Consider the following 21270-nt stretch of genomic DNA (forward strand, 5'->3'; position numbering starts at 1 on the left):
ACTTCAGGCTGCGAGGACCGACAGCGTGATGGATGCCGCGACCGCGGCGAACATCCGAAAGGAAAGGTCTCCCATGTCAACACCCGTCTCGACTGATGCCCCCGTTCCGGTACCCGCGGCGCCGACAGTGGTCAGCCGCGGCTGGGCGGTGGTAGGAATCGTCGCCGCACTGACCTCGGGGGCAAGCGTCTTCCTCTCCATGAGCCTGTCGCCGGAGTACGTGCCAGGCTCGGTCATCACGTCCGAGATCATGGACGCAGGTTTCGCCGAGAAGCGACCGCTACTCGTCGCGTTCCACATCACGACCGTGGTCTCCGCACTGCTCCTGGTTGTGTTCGCAGCTGGCCTCCACCGGAGGCTCCAGAGTGTCCACCGAACGCAGACGCTCGCGCCGACCATCGCGCTGGTGGGCATCGCTCTGGTGTCTGTGGCTCAGCTCCTCGGCAGTGGCCTCGATACCGAGTTCTTGTTCGGTGTGGGGGATACCGCCATCAACCTTCCGTCCGATATCGGCATGTACTCGCACTGGATCGCCACGATCCCGTGGCTGTGGGCTGGCGCCGGCATCGCTGCCCTCGCCGCAGGGGCTTCACGACGCGGGGCGCTCGTGCCCGCGTGGCTCGCCGTCGTCAGCATCATCCTCGGCGGGCTCACCGTGCTCATCGCCGTGTCGCCGCTGCAGTACATGTCGGCGGGCCCCGGCATCCTGTGGCTCCTCATCGCATCGCTGGGGTTCACGCTGGGGGACCGGGCGCTGCGTCGAAAGAGCTAAACCGCCACGAACGCGCACGAGCCCGCCACGATTGACGTGGCGGGCTCGTGTGACTGACGTCGCAGCGATTAGACCGAGAAGTACAGCTCGTACTCGAACGGGTGCGGACGCTGGGAAGCGGGAATGATCTCCTTCTCCCACTTGTAGGCGATCCACGTGTCGATGAGGTCCTTCGTGAAGACGTTGCCCTCCATCAGGAACTCGTGGTCGGCCTCGAGCGCCTTGAGGCACTCAGCGAGCGAACCGGGAACCTGCGGGATGAGCTTGGCCTCCTCGGGCGGGAGTTCGTAGAGGTCCTTGTCGACGGGCTCGTGCGGCTCGATCTTGTTCTTGATTCCGTCGAGGCCAGCCATGAGCTGCGCCGCGAAGGCCAGGTACGGGTTACCTGATGCGTCCGGCGCGCGGAACTCGATGCGCTTGGCCTTCGGGTTGGTTCCCGTGATCGGGATACGGATCGAGGCCGAACGGTTACCGGCCGAGTAGACCAGGTTGACCGGAGCCTCGAAGCCCGGAACCAGGCGGTGGAACGAGTTGAGCGTCGGGTTGGTGAACGCGAGCACCGCGGGGGCGTGCTTGAGCAGACCACCGATGTACCAGCGAGCAACGTCGCTGAGGCCACCGTAGCCCTGCTCGTCGTAGAAGAGCGGCTTGCCGTCGTTCCACAGCGACTGGTGCGTGTGCATGCCCGAACCGTTGTCGCCGAAGAGCGGCTTCGGCATGAAGGTTGCGACCTTGCCCCACTCGAGGGCGGTGTTCTTGACGATGTACTTGAACTTGAGGATGTCGTCTGCCGCGTGCACCATCGTGTCGAAGCGGTAGTTGATCTCAGCCTGACCACCCGTTCCCACCTCGTGGTGGGCGCGCTCGAGGATGAGGCCGGCGTCGATCAGCTTGAGGCTGATGTCGTCACGCAGGTCGGCCTGCTTGTCGATGGGGCTGACGGGGAAGTAGCCACCCTTGTACGGGGTCTTGTTGGCGAGGTTTCCGCCCTCCTCGACGCGACCGGTGTTCCAGGCGCCTTCCTCGGAGTCCACCGAGTAGAAGCTCTGGTTCTGAGTCACGGAGTAACGAACATCGTCGAAGATGTAGAACTCGGCCTCAGGGGCGAAGTACGCGGTGTCTGCGATGCCGGTCGAGGCGAGGTACTTCTCAGCCTTCTTGGCGACCTGACGGGGGTCCTTGCCGTAGATCTCGCCGTTACGCGGGTTGTAAATGTCGAACACCATGATGAGCGTGCGCTCAGTGCGGAACGGGTCGACGTACGCGGTCGTGACATCGGGGATCAGCTGCATGTCCGACTCGTGGATGTTCGCGAACCCGCGGATCGACGAACCGTCGAAGAGCTGGCCGACGGAGAAGAACTCCTCGTCGACGGTGGACGCCGGGATGTTGAAGTGCTGCTGGACCCCGGGTAGGTCCGTGAAGCGAATATCAAGGAACTTGACGTCGGTGTCCTTGATGAACTTGAGCACTTCTGAAGAATCACTGAACATGTGAAGGACTCCAATGAGCTTGGTGCTGAACGGCAGCAGACGCGGCCACAACGAGGTTATGGTGCAGGGGTTTCGCGAGGGTCACGCAAATGTTTCCGGCATGTTACGCGTCGGTGCCGCGATAGTCTCGAAGCATGTCATCGAGCTCGTCCGTGTCGTCCGATTGGCCGGGCAAACGTCTCGGACTTCCCGAGACGGGGCCGCGCTCGGTGGGGCGTATCGGTCGTCGCATCGCTGCCCTCGCGATCGACTGGGGAGCCGCTGTTCTCATCTCGGTTGCGTTCTTCCGCTACGACCCGTGGGCGACTCTCGCGATCTTTGCGGTCACGCAGATCGTGTTCTTGCTGACTGTTTCGGGGAGTGTTGGACACCTCATCTTGGGCCTCCGGGTGGTACCCATCGCGGGAGGCTATCTCGGTGCGTGGCGCCCGTTCGTCCGCACCGCTTTGCTCTGCCTCGTCATCCCCGCGGTGATTTGGGACAAGGACCAGCGAGGGATGCACGACAGGCTGGCCGGCACCGTTCTGGTGCGTCGCTAACGAACGAGCGCTGATCGGCCGTTAGCGCGGGCGAGGCGCACGGGCCTTCATCGGGTCCATTCCCTTCGGGATCGGCAGTCCGTTCTTGCCGAGGGAGTTCAGTCGATTGGAGACTGCGAGCACCTCGTTCTTGCGGAGGGCCGACTTGAAACTGTTGAGCTTGGCCGGCAGCTTGTGCAGAGCTGTCGAGTCCTCGTCCGGACCCACGAAGACGAAGTTGATCGGCACGTTCGGGAGGATGCGTGCCACAACCTTGCGCTGGTCCTCGAGCATCGGGCGGGTTCGGCTCTGGGGGCCCTCGCCGATGAGCGCAACCCCTCCACGCCCTACCGCGCGGTAGACGGCATCCTGAGTCTTCGGGCTCACGGTGATGGGCATCTCGCTTGCCGTCCATCCACGACGGAGCGAACTCTTGAGTACCGCGCCCACCGCACCGGGCTGTCCCGCGATCTGTGAGTACGCCGCCCGCTCGGCACGACGGCCAAGCACGATGAGGAAAAGCAGAATTCCGCCCAGCAGGCCGGCGACGATGTAGAGGATCAGGCCGACGACGTTGGCGCCGGAGAGAAGGACGCCGAGGCCGATACCCGCAACGAGCGGCAGAACGAAGCTCGCCAGGAGGTACCAGATCGCCCTCTTGTCGTAGCGTGTGGTCATCTGGAAGACCTGGTACATCTGCTTGAGACGACCGGGCTCCTTCGGTGCCTTTGACGGGGACGAGGAGGAGGTGCGAGCCATACTCTCTAGGATACCGTCCTTCCGGAACCCGCCCGGCGGCGGCCATCGGGGGCCGGAGGCTACGTGGGGTGAGTGCGGGAGGGGGACTTCTCCTCCACAACGCTGCCGCGGAGCGATGTCTCTCGGAGTTCTTGTCATGGTGATGCGAGCACACCGAGGCTTGGCACGATCGGCGAATGGGCAGTGACATCGTCGGTGGATACCGGTTGACCCGCCTTCTCGCTGAGGGAAGGCGTGCCGAGGTTTACCTCGCTCACTGTGCGGAGCCCTCTGGCGAGGCCGAACCCGTTGCCGTCAAGCTCTACCGATCGGTTGCCGAACTCGCGGAGATCCAGGCCGAAATGGATGTCCTCGCTGCGGCGGCGGGTCCGCACGTTGTGCGCCTCATCGATGTCGCGTCAGCGCCGGACCGACGACCGGCGCTGATCATGGAGCGGCACGGGCCGCGAACTCTCGGGGAATTGCTCGCGTCGAGAACGCGCCTCGAGATCGGAGAAGCGGCAACGATACTGGTGCCCCTCGCGCGCGCAGTGGAGCGGATGCACGGTACTGGCGCCGTGCACGGTCGGATCTCACCGGAGAGTGTGCTGTTCTCGGCGGACGGCGCCCCCGTCCTCGCGAGGTTCGGCCGGGGACAGGTGACGGATGCATCGACCCCAGCCGAAAGGGACGCCAATCCTCTTTTCGCCGCCGACCTCGAGAGCTATCGCCGACTCGCCGAGGCAGTTCTCGCGCTGGCGGATGCTCATGAACTCGCCACTACCCTGATGCCCTCCACTTCGTCGGAGAGCTGGGCTGACCTTTTCTCGGCGCGGCTCTTCGAGCGAGACCGTCCTCGAGCTGTCGATTTTGAGGGCGCGGAGGACCGCCAGTCCTTCGCAATCGTGTCACACGCGAGCGGCCAGAACCCCGGACGGCGACGGGATATCCACACTGATCGCCGACCCGCTGCGGGGGCGGCGGATCGATGGGCGCGTGCCCTGCGTGTGACGCGGACCATGGCAGCCACCGTGCGCCCCCGCTTTTGGATAGTCGGCGCCGCTGCACTGGCTACATTGCTTATTGCCGTCATCGCGGTACCTCCGCCCGCCACCGACGCCGTGCCACCCGCGAGTCCGCGGGCGTCTCCGTCGACTACGTTGCCGCCGAGTGGAGTGGTGGTCTCAGACGATCCCGTTGAGGCAGTCGGGGAGCTACTGCTGGAGCGTGAGAAGTGCTTCGAGCAGGCGTCACTGCTGTGCCTCGACGGTGTCGATCATCTCGGATCGGCTGCGATGGAAGCCGATTCGCGGGCAATTCAGATGCTCCACGATGGAGCGGACGACGACGGTACCGTGCCGAGATTCAGGCACCCTGTCCAGGCAGAGCTCCGAGAGCAGCTCGGCGGTTCGGTAGTGGTCTCTCTGACGTTGGCAGAAAAACAACCGGCTTCGGTCCTGATGATCAGGACCGAAGCCGGTTGGAGGATCAGAGCGTTTCTGCTGTGATTCAGATGCCCAGGTTCGCGGCGAAGTCGCCCGACTCGAGACGCTTCTTCACCGCGGTGAGGAAGCGGGCAGCATCTGCGCCGTCAACGATGCGGTGGTCGTAGGAGAGAGCCAGGTAAACCATCGAACGAATGGCGATCGCATCGCCGCCAGCGTCGGTGACGACGACAGGCTTCTTGGTCACGATTCCCGTTCCGAGGATTGCGGACTGCGGGAGGAACACGATCGGTGTATCGAAGAGCGCCCCGCGCGAACCCGTGTTCGTGAGGGTGAACGTGCCACCTGCGAGCTCGTCGGGCTTGAGCTTGTTGTCACGCGTACGCTCGGCGAGATCGGCAATCTGAGTGGCAAGGCCTGCGAGGTCGAGCTCGCCGGCATCGCGCACCACGGGCGTCAGAAGACCACGCTCGGTGTCAACGGCGATGCTGAGGTTCTCCTGCGCGGGGTACACGATGGAATCGCCGTCAACGGTGGCGTTGATGATCGGATAGGTACGGAGGGCTTCGGCGGCCGCGAGGGCGAAGAACGGCAGGAACGAGAGCTTGACGCCGGTCTTCTGCTGGAAGTCGCCCTTCACCTTGTCGCGGAACTGAGCGACAGCCGTGACATCCACCTCGACAACGGACGTCAGCTGAGCGGACGACTGCATGGAGATGACGGCACGCTCGGCGATCACCTTACGCAAGCGGGACATGGGAGCGGTGGTACCGCGCAGCGGAGAAACCTCGACAGCGGTGGGCGCACTCGGTGCACTCTCCACCTGAGCCTCCGGTGCCGAGGTCGGCGCGGAGGCTTCGAGGATGTCCTGCTTGCGGATGCGTCCTCCGACACCCGTTCCCGTCACCGTGGCGAGATCGATGCCCTTGTCGTGGGCGAGCTTGCGCACGATCGGGGTCACATAGCCAGCAAACGAACCACTCGCTGCGGGAGCGGCCTCGGCTGCGGGTGCAGGCGCGGCGGGTGCAGGTGTCGACTCCGGGGCGGGCGCTGGTGCCGCCTCGGGCGCGGGAGCCGGTGCCGACTCGGGTGCGGGCGTTGCCTCCGGTGCAGGAGCGGCCTGAGGAGCGGGTGCTGCCTCGGGCGCGGGTGCCGCCTCCGGTGCGGGAGCGGGAGCCTCAGCGGCGGGAGCAGGTGCGACCTCAGCGGCGGGAGCAGGTGCGGCCTCGGGTGCGGGAGCGGGCTCCTCAGCTGCGGGGGCCGCCTCGGCTGCGGGAGCCGGTGCTGCTTCCGCAGCAGGCTCGGCCGGTGCAGCGTCGCCGCCACCCGAGCCATCACCGATCGTCACGAGCGCAGTGCCGACCTCAACGGTCTCGTCCTCGGCGACCAGGATCGCCTCGATCACGCCCGCGATCGGGGAAGGGATCTCAGTGTCTACCTTGTCCGTTGAAACCTCGAGCAGTGGCTCGTCGACCTCGACTCGATCGCCGACCTGCTTGAGCCAGCGGGTAACCGTACCCTCGGTGACACTCTCGCCGAGTGCCGGAAGGTTGACGGATTCGCTCATCAGTGATGCTCCTTATAACGCTTCTCGAATGAAAGCTTAGTTCGTGGGGTGGTGGACGGGTCAGATTCCGTGGAGCGGCTTGCCCGCGAGCGCGAGGAATGCCTCGCCGAGCGCCTCGTTCTGAGTCGGGTGCGCGTGGATGAAGGGCGCGATGTCCTCCGGGTACGCTTCCCAGTTCACGGCGAGCTGAGCTTCGCCGATGAGCTCACCGACGCGAGCGCCGATCATGTGCACGCCGACAACCGGGCCGTCGACAACACGTACGACCTTGACAGAACCGGACGTGCCGATGATGTGGCTCTTGCCGTTTCCGGCCAGGTTGTAGTCGTAGGCCTTGACCGACTCGGCACCGTACTTCTCGACAGCCTTGGCCTGGCTGAGACCGATCGATGCGACCTCGGGGTCGCTGTACGTGACCTTGGGGATGTTGAGGTCGTCGACGACGATCGGGTTGAGACCCGCGATCTCCTCGGCGACAAAGATGCCCTGCTGGAATCCGCGGTGCGCCAACTGCAGGCCGGGCACGATGTCTCCGACGGCGTAGACCCCGGGGACGTTGGTGGCGAGCCGCTCATTGGTGAGCACAAAACCGCGGTCCATCGCGATGCCCGCTTCCTCGAAGCCGAGACCAGCGGTGCTGGGGCCGCGCCCGACGGCAACCAGGAGGAGCTCAGCCTCGACGGTTTCACCGTTCTCGAGGGTCACGACAACGCCGTTGTCATCCTGGGTCACCGACTGGAAACGCACGCCGAGCTTGAAGTTGATTCCGCGCTTGCGGAAGGCACGCTCGAACTGCTTGGAGATCGCCTCGTCCTCGTTGGGCACAAGGTGGGGGAGAGCCTCGATGATCGTGACATCCGCGCCCCATGACTTCCATACGCTCGAGAACTCGACACCGATCACACCGCCACCGAGAACGGCAACCTTGCTGGGCACGAAGTCGAGCTCGAGCGCCTGCTCTGACGTGATGACTCGACCACCGATCTCCAGGCCGGGGAGCGTGCGGGAGTAGGACCCAGTCGCCAGGATCACGTTCTTGCCGGTGTAGGTGTCGTCACCGACCTGAACGGTCGTGGGCGAGACCAGGCGGCCAGCCCCCTCGACAACGGTGATGCCGCGGGACTTGATGAGGCCCTGGAGTCCCTTGTACTTGCTGGCGACGACCTCTTCGCGGTATCCGGTGACCGCGGCGATGTCGATACCGCCGAACGTTGTGGTGACTCCGTACTTGGCGGACTCACGCGAGACATCCGCCACCTCGGCGGAGTGCAGGAGGGCCTTGGTGGGGATACACCCGACGTGGAGGCAGGTACCGCCGAGCTTGTTCTTCTCGATCAACGCGACAGACATACCCAGTTGCGTGGCGCGCAGAGCTGCGGCGTAGCCGCCACTCCCGCCGCCGAGGACTACGAGGTCAAAAGTGTGCTCAGACAATGTGCAGCTACTCCTCTGTGGGGATCCATCGGTGAGGACCCGTGGCGTCGGATCCCGTGGTGTGTTCGGGCCCGAATTGAGAGGCGGACCATTCCGCCTAAAAAACCTTACTACCTGGCTGTCAACGACTCGGCCAGTTCGATGAGGGCTCTCACGGCGACCCCCGTCGGTCCCTTGCCGGTAAAGCCCCATCCCGCTGCGCCGTTGTTGGCGGGCCCCGCGATGTCGAGATGTGCCCACGGGATCGTGCGGCGGTTGTCCTCGGGGCCAGAGGATCCGACGAAGTCCCGCAGGAATGCCGCGGCAATGAGCATGCCGCCCGCTGTGTTGCCCGGCTTGATGTTCGCGATGTCCGCGATGTCCGAGTTGAGTAGCGGCCGCACCTCGGAGGGGATGGGCATGGGCCAGAGCGTCTCACCAACGCGAGTCCCGGCATCCACAACCTGGGTGACGAGGTCGGTGTCGCCCATGGTCCCGACATAACGATTACCGAGGGCGACGGATGCTGCCCCGGTGAGTGTCGCGACGTCGATGATGGCGTCGGGCTCCTCCTCGCTGGCCGCGACGAGCCCGTCAGCGAGGACGAGCCGGCCCTCCGCATCGGTATTGAGCACTTCAACGGTCTTGCCGCCACGGATGCGAATGACGTCGCCCGGACGTGTCGCGGTGCCCGACGGCATGTTCTCAGCGAGGCACATCCACGCTGTGATCTGAATCGGCGCTTTGAGTGCTGCTGCGGCGATCGTCACGGCGAGCACGGTTGCCGCGCCCGTCATGTCGTACTTCATCCCGATCATCGAGGTCGGAGGCTTGAGCGAAAGACCACCCGTGTCAAACGTGATGCCCTTTCCGACGAGGGCAAGGTGAGTGGTCGCCCCGGCCGGCGAGTAGGTGATCTTCACGAGGCGGGGCCCACGGCTGGATCCCTGACCGACGCCGACGAGTCCACCGAAGCCACCTGCGGCGAGCGCGTCGTCGTCGAGGATGTCGACGGAGAGGCCGGCGTCGGTTGCCAGCACACGGGCGCGATCGGCGAGGGTCTCCGGGTACAGGTCGGATGCCGGGGTGTTCACGAGATCGCGAACGGTGTGGACTGCCGTAGCGATAATGTGTGCGCGCTCGGCGAGCTCATCGTCGCCAGCAGCCGCCACGACGATGGACGACGCGGGTTCCTTTGTGCCCTGTAGCGACGCAGACCGATACTCAGTAAACGAGTAGGCGCCCAACGCTGCCCCCTCGAGAATCGCGAGTGTCTCCTCGGGGCTTTCGGACGGCAGGCCGAAGACGATGGACTCGATCCCGCGCAACTGGCGTGTTGCCGACCCAGCGGCGTAACGAAGATCATCCACCGTCACCGCGCCAGAACCTACGCCGACGAGCGCGAGACTCTCCGTCGCTGCAACATCACTGGGAATGCGTCGCACCTCGTCGAGCGCTCCCGTGACGCCGATGCTGTCGAGCGCCAGCGCGAGGGTTGCGAGCTCGGGGAAGTTGCCGAGGAGCTCTGGTCCCTCTTCCGTCTTTCGCACCCCCAGGACGAGGACGTCACCCTCGATGGAGAGCGGGGATTCAGAGGTGAGCGAGAGCGCTGGCACAGTCATCCGGCCATCGTACGGCGTGTTCGCTCACGGCATGTTTCTAGGCCCGAGGTGCGTGGTGGGGCGCAGTTACAGTTGAGTTATGCAAGATCCAGCGGGACTTTTCGACTTGTCGCTCGATGCGAATGAGGTTCCGAGCGGTCTCCCACTCGTTGCCGCACTGACCGGGTTTGCGGATGCCGGATCCGCGGTCACGCAGTTCAGCTCGCACTTGCTCGAGACCCTGCAGCACCGACCGATCGCGACATTCGACTCGGACGCCCTGCTCGATTACCGTGCGCGGCGCCCGACGATCTACTTCGATCAGGATCACGTGTCGGAGTACCGACCCCCGTCCCTCGCTCTGTACCTTGCAGAAGACGAACTCGAGCAGCCCTTCCTTTTTCTGACCGGTTACGAGCCCGACTTCCAGTGGGAGCGCTTCACGGCAGCGGTGCTCTCCCTGATCGATCGATTCCAGGTGCGTACGACCACGTGGGTACACGCGATTCCGATGCCCGTGCCTCACACGAGACCCATTGGCGTCACCGTGAGTGGCAACCGCTCCGAGCTGACCGACGCAATGTCGATTTGGAAGCCGCGCACGCAAGCGCCGGCTAACGCCCTGCACCTCATCGAGTATCGGTTGCAGGAGGTCGGGCACCCGATCGCCGGATTTGTTCTCCTGGTTCCCCACTACTTGGCGGAGACGGAGTTCCCGAGTGCGGTCGTGGCAGCTCTGGAAAGCGTGAGCGCCGCGACGGGGCTTCTCTTCGCCACCGATCAGCTCCGCGAGGAGGGCCGCGACTTCATTGCGCGGATCGAAAGCCAGGTGGAAGGCAACCAAGAGCTCGCCCGTCTCGTGGGCACGCTCGAAGAGCGCCACGACAGTTACATGCAAGACAACCCGCTCCGCTCGCCGCTTATCGACGAGGACGGCGAGTTGCCGACCGCCGACGAGATTGCGGCCGAGCTCCAGAACTTCCTGGCGTCGCGAAGCGACGGGGGAGAGGAACCCACCCCGTAGCGGTGCGGCTAGCATTGCGTCGGTGAACTCGCGGCGCTCCTGGCTCGTTTTCGCCGTCGCCATGACGGCGTATTTCGTCGCTGTGCTGCACCGTACGTCGCTGGGCGTTGCAGCCGTGGAAGCGACCGAGCGCTTCGGCGTCACCGCCGCGGCACTATCGAGCCTGGCAGTCGTTCAACTCGTCGTCTACGCCGCGCTGCAGGTGCCCGTCGGGGTCATGATCGACCGCGTCGGGCCACGATTTCTTATCGTCGTCGGCGCGGCACTGATGTGCATCGGTCAGGCGGTCCTAGCCCTCGCGCCGTCAATCGAGATCGCGGTGCTCGGTCGTGTGGGTGTGGGCGCGGGCGACGCCATGACGTTTCTGTCGTGCATCCGGCTCCTTGCGACATGGTTCGAAGGCAAAACTCTCCCGATCGTCACTCAAGTTCTCGGCACCGGGGGCCAGGTCGGTCAGATCCTCTCTGCGCTTCCCCTCGTGGCGGCTCTGCACACGTGGGGCTGGGAGTGGACCTACCTCGGTATCGCGAGTCTGTCCGTCATCGTTATCGTTGTGGTGCTCGTCGCGGTGCAAGGAAAACCACGCACCACCGACAGTGACGTGTCCTGGGGAGCTTCCCTTCGGCAACTCCGCGAGTCGCTCTCGAGACCAGGGACGCAACTGGGCTTCTGGTCACACTTCGTCTCGCAGCCCTCCGTCACGATGTTCTCGCTTCTGTGGGGTTTCCCCTTCCTGTCCATTGGACTCGGATACGGTCCAGAAGCCGCGGCGCTTCTCCTCACTCTCGTTGTGGTGGTCGCCGCAGTGTCGGGCCCGATCTTGGGTTTGCTCTCGGCGCGCTTCCCGCTGAGGCGGTCCTCGCTCGTGCTCGGCATCGTCGCTGCGATGGGGATCCTGTGGGCGCTCGTTCTGCTCTGGCCCGGCGCTGCTCCGGTATGGCTGATCGTTGCGCTCGTTGTCGCGATTGCCGTCGGTGGGCCGGGTTCCCTGATCGGATTCGATTTCGCGCGGACGTTCAATCCCCTCCGATCAATGGGGTCGGCCACGGGGGTTGTCAATGCTGGCGGGTTCACGGCGAGCTTCACCATCATGCTTCTTGTTGGCTTCGCGCTGGACGAGATCGACCGTGTGCGAGGGGGAACGGGCATCCCGGCCGAGCTCTATTCGCTGGACTCATTCCGAATCGCGTTCGTTGCGCAGTACCTCGTGATCGGTTTCGGAGTGGTCATGCTGTTGCGTGCTCGGCGACGCACTCGTGCGCGACTGCATGAGGAGGAGGGAATAACTGTCGCCCCCCTCTGGGTTGTACTGGTGAGACGCTGGCGCCGGCGCGAGAAATAGTGGGCGACGGCGAGGCCGCGACGACACCGCCTCGCGTCGAGTTCTCTAGGGCTATTCACACCGCGTGTCAAGAGCGCAGCCAAAGCGTGCAATAATTGTGGACAAGACCCGGTCTGTCTATGGGTGGATCATCTCGCGAGAGGTGGCCGTCGGCCCAAGACTTGACATGGGTCTTAGTACTGCCCTGAAACCCCTGAAAGGTGTTGGAATGGCAACCCGAACGACGACTGCTTCCGCCGAAAAGAAGGCTCCGAGAACGCGCAAGGCCGCCAGTGCCGAGCCCGAGGCGACAGTCGAGAGTGATAAGGACGAGCCGAAGGCCGCTCCCGCCAAGAAGACGGCAGCAGCGAAGGCTCCGGCGAGCAAGAAGCCTGCAGCCAAGAAGCCTGCAGCCAAGTCGACGCGCGCTTCCAAGTCCGCGAAGGACGATCCTGAGATCGACGCCGAGGACGCCGAAGATATCGAGGACGAAGAAGAAGTTGTTGTGGCGGATGAGACGCCGGACGAGGGCGAGGCGGTAGTCGAGGGCGCTGAGACCGCGAGCGACGACGAGGACGAGGAGAAGTCGACGGGCAAGGACGAGGAGCTTCCGACCGGGGCGCTTGTTCTGTCGCTTGTTGATGACGAGGACGAGGTCCCGGTCTACTCCGCGGCCATCACCGGTGCAACGGCTGATCCCGTCAAGGACTACCTCAAGCAGATCGGTAAGGTCGCCCTCCTTAACGCCGCTGAAGAGGTTGAACTCGCGATGCGCATCGAGGCCGGCCTCTTCGCTGAGGACAAGCTCTCGACGATGTCGGCCAGTGAGCAGCGCTCCCAGTTGGGTCGCGAGCTGCAGTGGGTCGCCAAGGACGGTCAGCGCGCGAAGAGCCACCTGCTCGGTGCGAACCTCCGTCTCGTGGTGTCGCTCGCTAAGCGTTACACCGGACGCGGGATGCAGTTCCTGGACCTGATCCAGGAAGGAAACCTGGGACTCATCCGTGCGGTCGAGAAGTTCGACTACACCAAGGGCTTCAAGTTCTCGACCTACGCGACATGGTGGATCCGCCAGGCGATCACCCGCGCGATGGCCGACCAGGCTCGCACCATCCGTATCCCGGTGCACATGGTGGAGGTCATCAATAAGCTTGCGCGCGTCCAGCGCCAGATGCTGCAGGACCTGGGACGCGAGCCCACCCCAGAGGAACTCAGCCGCGAGTTGGACATGACGCCCGAAAAGGTCATCGAGGTCCAGAAGTACGGCCGCGAGCCCATTTCGTTGCACACGCCTCTTGGCGAGGACGGCGACAGTGAGTTCGGTGATCTCATCGAGGACACCGAGGCGGTCGTCCCCGCGGATGCTGTCGGCTTCACGATGCTGCAGAAGCAGCTGGAAAGTCTCCTCGATTCGCTGTCCGAGCGTGAGGCCGGAGTGATCCGGATGCGCTTTGGTCTGGGCGACGGTATGCCGAAGACCCTGGACCAGATCGGCGACACGTTTGGCGTCACGCGCGAGCGTATCCGTCAGATCGAGTCCAAGACGATGGCGAAGCTCCGGCACCCCTCGCGGTCACAGTCGCTGCGCGACTACCTCGAGTAGGAACACGATCCTGACGGCCGTCGCAATCCTCGCTGGCCGCCTCGCACGGTGGCTGCTGCGCCTGCGCGGCGGCGGTTCAGCGGTGCCCGGGCGCGTGCTGCTCGCGCTGTCGCCTCGTTTTCTCTCTCGCGCTGTCGAGCGGATGCCCCTCGGGGTGGTGTTCGTGTCGGGTTCCAACGGCAAGTCGACCACGACGCACATGCTCGTGAGCATTCTGCGAGCCCACGGGGTGTCGGTGTTCTCCAATCCCACCGGCGCCAATCTTCCGCAGGGCATCGCGTCAGCGATGCTGGCATCCGTCCCTCTTGACGGCAGGCTTCGCGAGGACGTTGCCGTGCTCGAGGTCGACGAGGCCTTCGGGCCGCGCCTCGCCCGCCAGCTCGCGCCCCACAGCGTTCTGCTCGTCAACCTGCAAGTGGATCAGCTCAATCGGTTCTACGAGCCCGCGCGAGTTGCCGGGATGCTCGAAGACTTCGCGCGCGCTGCGACTGGTCACCTCGTTGTGAACGGGGACGATCAGAACCTCGTGGCACTCGCTGACCGGATCTCGGGATCGGGAGCGGTGCGGACAGAATTCGCCGTGGAACCGTCCCTGCTCGCGGCAGGTCCTGCGTGGCTCGCGCGTGGGGACAACCCGGCTCTCGCCGTGGCCACTGCGCGCAAGAACGCCGCGGTCACCGTCGAGGCGCTTACAGGTCGTTCGGCCACTCTCAGCGCTGCGGGCGAGGAGTTCAGCGTCTCGCTTCCGGCGCGCGGCCTCCACTACGCGGTTGACGCTGCCGCAGCATCCGCGATGGCTCTCGCACTCCTGGGTGACTCGTTCGAATCGGACGCGGTTTCGGCAGGACTCGCGGCAATGGAGCCCGTGTACGGACGCGGCGAAGTGCTCCGCGTCGGTGACGAGGACGTCGAGCTCCTGACGATGAAAAACCCGCCGAGTCTTCAGGTCAACCTCGACTATCTCGAGCGCTTCCCGGAGCAGGTCATGGTTGCCGTGGACGAGGGGACACCCGATCCTTCATGGATCTACGGGTCCGACCTGTCCATGCTCGACCACGTCGATGTCGTGACGGGAACAAAGGCGTGGCAGCTGGCCACACGATTCGGGTATTCCGAGATTGCCGTTCATCACGTGATACCCGACCTGGGTCCTGCGCTGGCTGCGTTCCTCGCGCTACCCCCACCGACGCGGGGCATGAAGACGATGATCCTCAACTACGAGCAGATGATGCTCGTGCGTAAACACCTGGGATACCTGGAGCTGGAGGGTTCGGCGTGATCTCCATCCTTCACCTTTATCCTCGGGAGCTGGGCATCAACGGCGACGTCGGAAACGTTCTCGCGCTGACCAAACGTGCGCAATGGCGGGGTGTCGACGTGTCCGTGCACAACCACGACGTCGGAGATGAGCTTCCCGACGAGGTTCACGTGGTTCACATCGGTAGTGGGCCAGCGTCGGGGGTGGACCTTGTCCGCTCTGATCTCGCGCGTATTGCCCCGCGCCTGCGTGAGTGGGCAGACGAGGGTGTGCCGTTCTTGGCCGTGGCGGCCGGTTGGCAGCTGCTTGGCCGCACCTTCACGGCGGAAAACGGCGAGCTTGTTGATGGCGCGGGAGTTCTTCCCACGGATGCCCGTGCGCGCGACAACCGCGTTGTGCGAGAAGTGTGGCGTGACGGAGTCGCCGGCTTCGAGAACCACGGTGTGAGCTTCACGACCGATGGGGTCGCCGCTGAGTGGCCGGTTGCGCGCTTCGGCTCCTCGCTGGCCACCACCTTGCACGGGCCATTCCTCCCCATGAACCCGGCCTTCGCGGACGACGTGCTCACGGTTGCCGCCGACCTGTCGGGCGATGTGCTCGGACAGCCAGAACCCGCTTTGGCAGAGGTGGACGAGCGTGCTCGGCTCTCGCGTGAGGCGGTCCGTTCGCGCGTCTAGTCGGGGCTCAGTCCCGATAGAACCGCGGCAGTCTTTCGCCTGCACGCGCGACGATCTCGTCTCCGATCGTCTCGCACCAGCGAGCCCATTCCTCAGCGGTCGCCTCGCCGTCGTCGCCCGGGCCGAACACGATGACGTCGTCGCCGGCCTCCGCGGCGGACTCGCCCAACTCGAAAGCGAGTCGATCGATGTCGACGGAGACGACACGGTGGCGGCGCCCTCGCACGGTGACTTCCCCCCGACCGGCGGCGTTCGGCGGGACGCCATCGGCGGTGCCGAGAGCAATGATGCCTTCGCCACCTTCCGTCTTTGACAGCGGTGCGCGCATGGTCATGACTCCGCGCAGTCCGAGGTCGCGCCCGCTTTCGTCGTCGAAGGGCGAAATGCCGTAGGCAGCGATTCCGAAACGCACGAGGTCCAGTCGAGCTTCTGGTTCGCGAATACCCGCAGAGCTCGCAGCCAAGTGGAGCAGGGGTGGGGTGCATCCGAGATCACGTGCGGTCTCCACAGCCTCCAGTAGTTTTGTGAGCGCCTCGGCATCGTCTTCGGGCGACGCGTCTGCAAGATGCGACCAGATTCCTTCGATGCGAAGGTAACCGTCACGCGCTGCGACCATGGCGGCCGACACGAGAGCGGGCCAGTCCTCGGGTCGAGCCCCGTTGCGGTGAAGCCCGGTGTCGATCTTCAGGTGCACACGAGCCGGCTTACCGTGCCACGCAGCCACGATGGCCTCGAGTTCCCACAGAGAGGAGATGCCGAGGTCGACGTCGGCTTCGATGGCACGTTCGAAGTCGGTCTCGGGGGAGTGGAGCCAGGCGAAGAGCTGGGCGTCGATACCGTCGCGTCGAAGCGCGAGCGCAGCCGGAACGTCGAGAACGGCGAGACTGTCGGCACCCGACTCGAGCGCGCGACGCGCCAGCGGTACCATCCCGTGGCCGTAGGCGTTCGCCTTGACAGCGAGCATGGTGCGCGAGGGCTTTGCGATCTCCGAAAGCACCCCCACGTTGTGCGCGAAGGCGCCGAGATCGATGTCGAGGCGAGGGCTGGTCATGAGTGCACCCGAGTGATTCTCGATCCCAGACCTGCGGTGAGGTCGAGTGCCCGGCGTTCGGTCACGACACCCCAATCGGTCGCTGTCGGATGCCCGAATCCCGGGTCGCCCCACAGCGTGACGTCGTCACCGACCGACACGCGCGCGCTCCCGCAGTCCACAACAAACTGGTCCATGGCAATGCGGCCGACGATCGGCGCGAATCGTCCACCGATCGCAACCGTGGCGCGGTTGGATGCCAGACGCGGGATACCGTCCGCATACCCGAGTCCGACGAGGGCGAGCGTTGTGGGCTCTTCGGTCCGATAGGTGTACCCGTAGGAGACTCCAGCTCCCTCCTCTGTGGGTTTAACAGCGATCACTTCGCCGACCAGTGTCATGACGGGTTTGGCTACGCCGTCGAACCCGTACGCGGCGTCGGCCGCGGTCGGTCGCACCGAGGGTACGGTCATGAGCATCGACCGCCGGATGCCGCGGGGCGGCGTATCACGCAGGCCGATGCGAATCGTCCCGATGCCAGCATCCACTGCTGCCTGTGCGACGTGGGTCAGACCGTGTCCGTAGGCGTCGGCGCGAGCATCCAGAACCACGGAGGAGTCCTCTGCCACGAGCGCGGCGAGGTTCGCCCGTAACGCTTCGAGGTCGATGCGTGCAACGCGCCTGACCCCAGAGGCAACGGTGCCCTGGCTCATCGAACTCTCGTGGTACTCCGCGATTACTCGGCGGAAGCGTTCTCGAGGAGCTTCGAGGACTCGTCGTGCCATGACAGAGCGTTCGGGTACAGCTTCTCCTTGAACTTCGCCGCGTGGTGCGCACAGAAGAGAAGCTCGCCACTGGCGAGGGTCACCCGAACGTAGGCCTGGGCTCCGCAGCTGTCGCAGCGATCGAGCGCCGTGAGGTTGCGCTCCAGTTCGTCGGTGCCGATGTTCTCGCTGGTGATCTGAGACATGATCTGCTCCTTACGACTGAATGCCCGGGTGGCGTGTATCAATACAAGCACGCCCGTGTTACCGCATTGCGTCATGAGACGGGTATTTCGCTGAACGCGTACGTCGTCCCCGCCGCTTAGGGTTGAGTGCCCGGCCTGTCAGATCGAGGAGAACGAATGGCATCGAACGACTATTCCGCACGGCATCTCTCGGTGCTCGAAGGCCTCGAAGCTGTGCGGAAGCGTCCGGGAATGTACATCGGTTCGACGGACTCGCGTGGGCTCATGCACTGCCTCTGGGAGATCATCGATAACTCGGTGGACGAGGCCCTCGGCGGTTTCGGTACCCGCATCGGCGTCATCCTTCATCCCGACGGGAGTGTCGAGGTGCGCGACACGGCGCGAGGCATTCCTGTCGATATCGAGCCCAAGACTGGCCTCACCGGAGTCGAGGTCGTCTTCACGAAGCTGCACGCTGGTGGCAAGTTCGGTTCTGGTTCGTACGCGGCCTCCGGTGGACTGCACGGCGTCGGGGCTTCTGTGGTCAACGCACTCTCCGAGCGACTCGATGTTGAGGTCGATCGCGACGGCAAAACCTGGGCGATGTCGTTCCATCGCGGCGAACCGGGTGTGTTCGCCGACGAGGGCGCTCCCACCCCGGACGCGCCGTTTACGCCGTTCATCTCGGGAAGTGAGCTCCGTGTGATCGGCCGCGTGGCCAAGGGCGTGACCGGCACGCGGGTGCGCTACTGGGCCGACCGTCAGATTTTTACCAAGGGCGCGTCGTTCCAGACCGACGATCTGGTCGACCGCTTGCGGCAGACCGCTTTTCTGGTGCCATCGCTCGCACTAGAACTGAGCGACCTCCGCGGCGAGGAGCCTCGCGCCGAATCGTTCCACTTCGAGGGCGGGATCGCGGAGTTCGTTGAGCACCTTGCCCAGGATGCCCCGATCACCGACACGTGGCGTCTGACAGGCGACGGTGCCTTCACTGAGACCGTGCCCGTGCTTCAGGACAACGGCGCAATGGTGCCCACGGAACTCCAGCGTGAGTGCACCGTCGACATCGCTCTTCGGTGGGGAACCGGCTACGACACCGTTTTCAAGAGTTTTGTGAACATCATCGCGACCCCGAAGGGTGGAACCCACCAGTCCGGATTCGAGCAGGGCCTCCTGAAGTTCCTCAGGTCCGAGGTGGAGAAGAACGCCCGTCGGCTGAAGGCGGGTAACGACAAGCTCGAGAAAGACGATGTGCTCGCTGGGCTGACGGCGGTACTGACCGTTCGCCTACCGGAACCGCAGTTCGAGGGGCAGACCAAGGAGGTGCTGGGCACGCCAGCTGTGCGTTCCATCGTCTCGAGTGTTGTGGCCAAGCAGCTGGCGGCACGATTTGGGTCGCCGAAGCGCGACGATAAGGCGCAGACATCCCTCGTCCTCGACAAGATCGTGTCGGAGATGAAGTCGCGCATCTCGGCGCGCGCACACAAGGAGACTCAGCGTCGCAAGAACGCGCTCGAAAGCTCGACCCTCCCGGCGAAGCTTGTCGATTGTCGGTCACACGATGTAGCGAATAGCGAGCTTTTTATCGTCGAGGGTGATTCCGCGCTCGGTACAGCCAAACTCGCGCGAGACAGTGAGTACCAGGCGTTGTTGCCCATCCGAGGCAAAATCCTCAACGTGCAGAAGGCCTCTGTGTCGGACATGCTCTCGAACACCGAATGCGCGTCGATCATTCAGGTGATCGGTGCGGGATCGGGGCGCAGCTTCGACCTCGAATCGGCCCGATACGGCAAGGTCATCATCATGAGTGATGCCGACGTGGACGGCGCCCACATCCGCACGCTTCTGCTCACCCTCTTCTTCCGGTATATGCCGGACATGATTCGTGACGGACGGGTGTACGCCGCCGTGCCGCCGTTGCACCGCGTTGTCGTCATCAACCCGGGCTCGAAACCGAACGAGACGATCTACACCTACTCCGAGGCCGAGCTGACCGCGGTTCTGGCGGGCCTGCGGAAGTCAGGAAAGAAATACCAGGACCCCATCCAGCGCTATAAGGGTTTGGGTGAGATGGATGCCGATCAGCTCGCCATCACGACGATGGACCGCACTCATCGCACCCTTCGTCGCGTAAATATCGGTGACGCGGAGATGGCCACCTCGGTGTTCGAGTTGCTCATGGGCAACGAAGTGGCTCCGCGCAAAGAGTTCATCATCGCGGGTCAGGGATTGAATCGCGACCGTATCGACGTGTGATGTTCACCCGCGCTTCCTAGGATGCGCGCATGCGTGTGGAGGTCACGGGGGGTGTCGTCGAGGGCGCCATGCGTCGCGGTCTGCGAATGTGGCGTGGGATACCGTACGCCGCGCCACCGATCGACGATCTCCGCTTTCGAGCACCCGCCCCGGTTGTGCCGTGGACCCGGATTCGTTCGGCCGCCGCGTTTGGCCCGGTAGCACCCCAGGACCGCAATGGACAGTTCGCCGGGCCACCAACGCACGTACCGATGTCAGAAGATTGTTTGACCATCAATGTGATCGCGCCGCCGTCTACGCAACAGGCGCCGCGACCGGTGATGGTATTCATCCACGGTGGCGCATACAGCGTCGGCTCCGCTCGCGAGATCCATGGTCAGGGTGAGGGGCTGGTGCGCGAAGGCGGCGTCGTATTCGTGAACATGAACTATCGCCTCGGCGCGCTCGGGTATCTCGACTTCTCCGCGTGGTCCACGCCAGAACGTCGCCTGGACAACAATCTTGGTTTGCGCGATCAGCTCGCGGCACTCGAATGGGTGCGCGACAACATCGCAGCATTCGGTGGAGACCCGGAGTGCGTCACCGTCTTCGGCGAATCGGCCGGGGCGAATGCCGTGACGACCCTCATGGCCGTGCCGAGAGCGGCCGGACTGTTCCAGCGCGCGATCGCTCAAAGTGCGCCAGCAAATGCGGTGTATCCAGCCGAGGTGGCCGCCGAGTGGGCGAGGGACTACCTCGAACTACTGAGCGAAGCTGTCGACGACAGCGATACCGAGAGTACGTCGGTCGAGGACGCGGCGTCGCTCCTCATGACGGCACCGGTCGACGCGATTGTTGCGGCGACAACACGGATGCAGCGTTCCGTGCCCGATTCCAGGCCCGGCACCATGCCTCTGGCCCCCGTCATCGACGGCGATCTTGTGACCGAACGCCCGCTCGATGTATTCCGAGCCGGACGACAGCACCCCGTTCCGCTCATCATCGGAACCAACGATCGGGAGGGTTCGCTGTTCCGCGGACGCCTTGACATCCTTGCGAGCAACCCGCGGCGCATTCGCGCCATCTTCTCTCGAACCAAAAAGAAAGCCAGAAAGGCACTCAAGGCACAGTATCCGGGCCTACCCGCGAGGCGCCCCGCTGCCGATTTCGGCGGAGATTTTGCCTTCTGGTACCCGAGCGTCAAACTCGCCGAGCGCCACAGCAGCATAGGCGCCACCTTCATGTATCGGTTTGATGCCACGACCCGACTTCTCAAGCTCACCGGCCACGACGCCACCCATGGCCTCGAACTCTTCGCGCTCTTCGAACGAATGAACGGTGCGTTCGGACGTGTGCTCGGGGCACTGGGTGGGCGACGAGGGTTCATCCGCGCGGGCGAACGGATGCGGGAACACTGGATCGCCTTCGCCCGCACAGGTCGTCCGCTCGAGTCGTGGCCGCGGTACACGAAGCGGCGGCGTCGAACGCTCATCATCGGCGAACGTGATCGGGTCGAAGAGGACCCTCGACACGACAAGCGCATCGCATGGCAGGCGTTCGTCCCGCACGTGTAGCGTTCTGGTCGGTCCACGTTCTCTCAATCGGACGTGGCGCCCACCGCCAACACGG

At 64.4% G+C, this 21270-nt stretch carries 18 protein-coding genes; 10 read left to right on the forward strand and 8 right to left on the reverse strand.

What is annotated here, in order from left to right; all coding sequences use genetic code 11:
• The first annotated feature begins 73 nt into the window (after positions 1 to 73).
• The gene (locus LH407_RS13940; RefSeq protein ID WP_322133381.1) at positions 74 to 772 is read left to right on the forward strand and encodes a hypothetical protein; all 699 of its coding nucleotides are present in this window, start codon (positions 74 to 76) and stop codon (positions 770 to 772) included.
• A 68-nt stretch (positions 773 to 840) separates the two neighbouring features.
• Here the strand turns inward: LH407_RS13940 and glnA are convergent, their stop codons facing one another.
• The gene (gene glnA / locus LH407_RS13945; protein ID WP_322133380.1) at positions 841 to 2265 is read right to left on the reverse strand and encodes a type I glutamate--ammonia ligase; all 1425 of its coding nucleotides are present in this window, start codon (positions 2263 to 2265) and stop codon (positions 841 to 843) included.
• 134 nt (positions 2266 to 2399) lie between these two features.
• Between glnA and LH407_RS13950 the strand changes: the two genes are divergently transcribed.
• The gene (locus LH407_RS13950; RefSeq protein ID WP_322133379.1) at positions 2400 to 2804 is read left to right on the forward strand and encodes an RDD family protein; all 405 of its coding nucleotides are present in this window, start codon (positions 2400 to 2402) and stop codon (positions 2802 to 2804) included.
• A 21-nt stretch (positions 2805 to 2825) separates the two neighbouring features.
• On the opposite strand, the gene LH407_RS13955 is transcribed toward LH407_RS13950, so the two are convergent.
• Positions 2826 to 3542: a DUF4191 domain-containing protein gene (locus LH407_RS13955; RefSeq protein WP_322133378.1), complete on the reverse strand. Its 717-nt coding sequence runs from the start codon at positions 3540 to 3542 to the stop codon at positions 2826 to 2828.
• A 176-nt stretch (positions 3543 to 3718) separates the two neighbouring features.
• Here LH407_RS13955 and LH407_RS13960 point away from each other — a divergent pair, with 176 nt between their 5' ends.
• The gene (locus LH407_RS13960; RefSeq protein WP_322133377.1) at positions 3719 to 5029 is read left to right on the forward strand and encodes a protein kinase domain-containing protein; all 1311 of its coding nucleotides are present in this window, start codon (positions 3719 to 3721) and stop codon (positions 5027 to 5029) included.
• Between the two features lies 1 nt (position 5030).
• Here LH407_RS13960 and sucB read toward each other — a convergent pair whose 3' ends face one another.
• The 3 genes from sucB to LH407_RS13975 form a co-directional block, all read right to left on the reverse strand.
• Entirely contained in the window at positions 5031 to 6533 is a 1503-nt protein-coding gene (gene sucB / locus LH407_RS13965; protein WP_322133376.1) for a 2-oxoglutarate dehydrogenase, E2 component, dihydrolipoamide succinyltransferase, read from the reverse strand.
• A 60-nt stretch (positions 6534 to 6593) separates the two neighbouring features.
• Positions 6594 to 7967 (reverse strand): dihydrolipoyl dehydrogenase, encoded by a 1374-nt coding sequence (lpdA, locus tag LH407_RS13970; RefSeq protein WP_322133375.1) that lies wholly within the window; start codon positions 7965 to 7967, stop codon positions 6594 to 6596.
• Positions 7968 to 8077: 110 nt separating this feature from the next.
• Positions 8078 to 9568: a leucyl aminopeptidase gene (locus LH407_RS13975; protein WP_322133374.1), complete on the reverse strand. Its 1491-nt coding sequence runs from the start codon at positions 9566 to 9568 to the stop codon at positions 8078 to 8080.
• 79 nt (positions 9569 to 9647) lie between these two features.
• Here LH407_RS13975 and LH407_RS13980 point away from each other — a divergent pair, with 79 nt between their 5' ends.
• From LH407_RS13980 to LH407_RS14000, 5 genes are all read left to right on the forward strand, one after another.
• Positions 9648 to 10571: a proteasome assembly chaperone family protein gene (locus tag LH407_RS13980; RefSeq protein ID WP_322133373.1), complete on the forward strand. Its 924-nt coding sequence runs from the start codon at positions 9648 to 9650 to the stop codon at positions 10569 to 10571.
• A gap of 22 nt (positions 10572 to 10593) precedes the next feature.
• Positions 10594 to 11913 carry an MFS transporter gene (locus LH407_RS13985; protein ID WP_322133372.1) on the forward strand — a complete coding sequence of 440 codons (1320 nt, stop codon included), beginning with the start codon at positions 10594 to 10596 and terminating at the stop codon, positions 11911 to 11913.
• Between the two features lie 208 nt (positions 11914 to 12121).
• On the forward strand, positions 12122 to 13492 hold the full coding sequence (locus LH407_RS13990; RefSeq protein ID WP_322133371.1) for an RNA polymerase sigma factor: 1371 nt from the start codon (positions 12122 to 12124) through the stop codon (positions 13490 to 13492).
• Positions 13493 to 13574: 82 nt separating this feature from the next.
• Entirely contained in the window at positions 13575 to 14771 is a 1197-nt protein-coding gene (locus LH407_RS13995) for a Mur ligase family protein (RefSeq protein ID WP_322133370.1), read from the forward strand.
• On the forward strand, positions 14768 to 15427 hold the full coding sequence (locus LH407_RS14000) for a type 1 glutamine amidotransferase (RefSeq protein ID WP_322133369.1): 660 nt from the start codon (positions 14768 to 14770) through the stop codon (positions 15425 to 15427). The genes LH407_RS13995 and LH407_RS14000 overlap by 4 nt, the downstream gene beginning before the upstream one ends.
• Before the next feature lie 7 nt (positions 15428 to 15434).
• Here the strand turns inward: LH407_RS14000 and LH407_RS14005 are convergent, their stop codons facing one another.
• From LH407_RS14005 to LH407_RS14015, 3 genes are read right to left on the reverse strand one after another with little or no spacing between them, the layout of a single operon-like run.
• Positions 15435 to 16478: an alanine racemase gene (locus LH407_RS14005; protein WP_322133368.1), complete on the reverse strand. Its 1044-nt coding sequence runs from the start codon at positions 16476 to 16478 to the stop codon at positions 15435 to 15437.
• Positions 16475 to 17242 carry an alanine racemase C-terminal domain-containing protein gene (locus LH407_RS14010; RefSeq protein ID WP_322135025.1) on the reverse strand — a complete coding sequence of 256 codons (768 nt, stop codon included), beginning with the start codon at positions 17240 to 17242 and terminating at the stop codon, positions 16475 to 16477. The genes LH407_RS14005 and LH407_RS14010 overlap by 4 nt, the downstream gene beginning before the upstream one ends.
• A complete protein-coding gene (locus LH407_RS14015) occupies positions 17194 to 17427 on the reverse strand; it encodes a DUF7455 domain-containing protein (RefSeq protein ID WP_322133366.1) in 234 nt (77 codons plus the stop codon). The genes LH407_RS14010 and LH407_RS14015 overlap by 49 nt, the downstream gene beginning before the upstream one ends.
• A 156-nt stretch (positions 17428 to 17583) precedes the next feature.
• On the opposite strand from LH407_RS14015, the gene LH407_RS14020 reads away from it, so the two are divergent.
• Positions 17584 to 19662 (forward strand): DNA gyrase/topoisomerase IV subunit B, encoded by a 2079-nt coding sequence (locus tag LH407_RS14020; RefSeq protein ID WP_322133365.1) that lies wholly within the window; start codon positions 17584 to 17586, stop codon positions 19660 to 19662.
• A 29-nt stretch (positions 19663 to 19691) separates the two neighbouring features.
• Positions 19692 to 21215 carry a carboxylesterase/lipase family protein gene (locus tag LH407_RS14025; RefSeq protein ID WP_322133364.1) on the forward strand — a complete coding sequence of 508 codons (1524 nt, stop codon included), beginning with the start codon at positions 19692 to 19694 and terminating at the stop codon, positions 21213 to 21215.
• Positions 21216 to 21270: the final 55 nt, after the last annotated feature.

This window comes from Antiquaquibacter oligotrophicus, assembly GCF_020535405.1.
Lineage (GTDB): Bacteria > Actinomycetota > Actinomycetes > Actinomycetales > Microbacteriaceae > Rhodoglobus > Rhodoglobus oligotrophicus.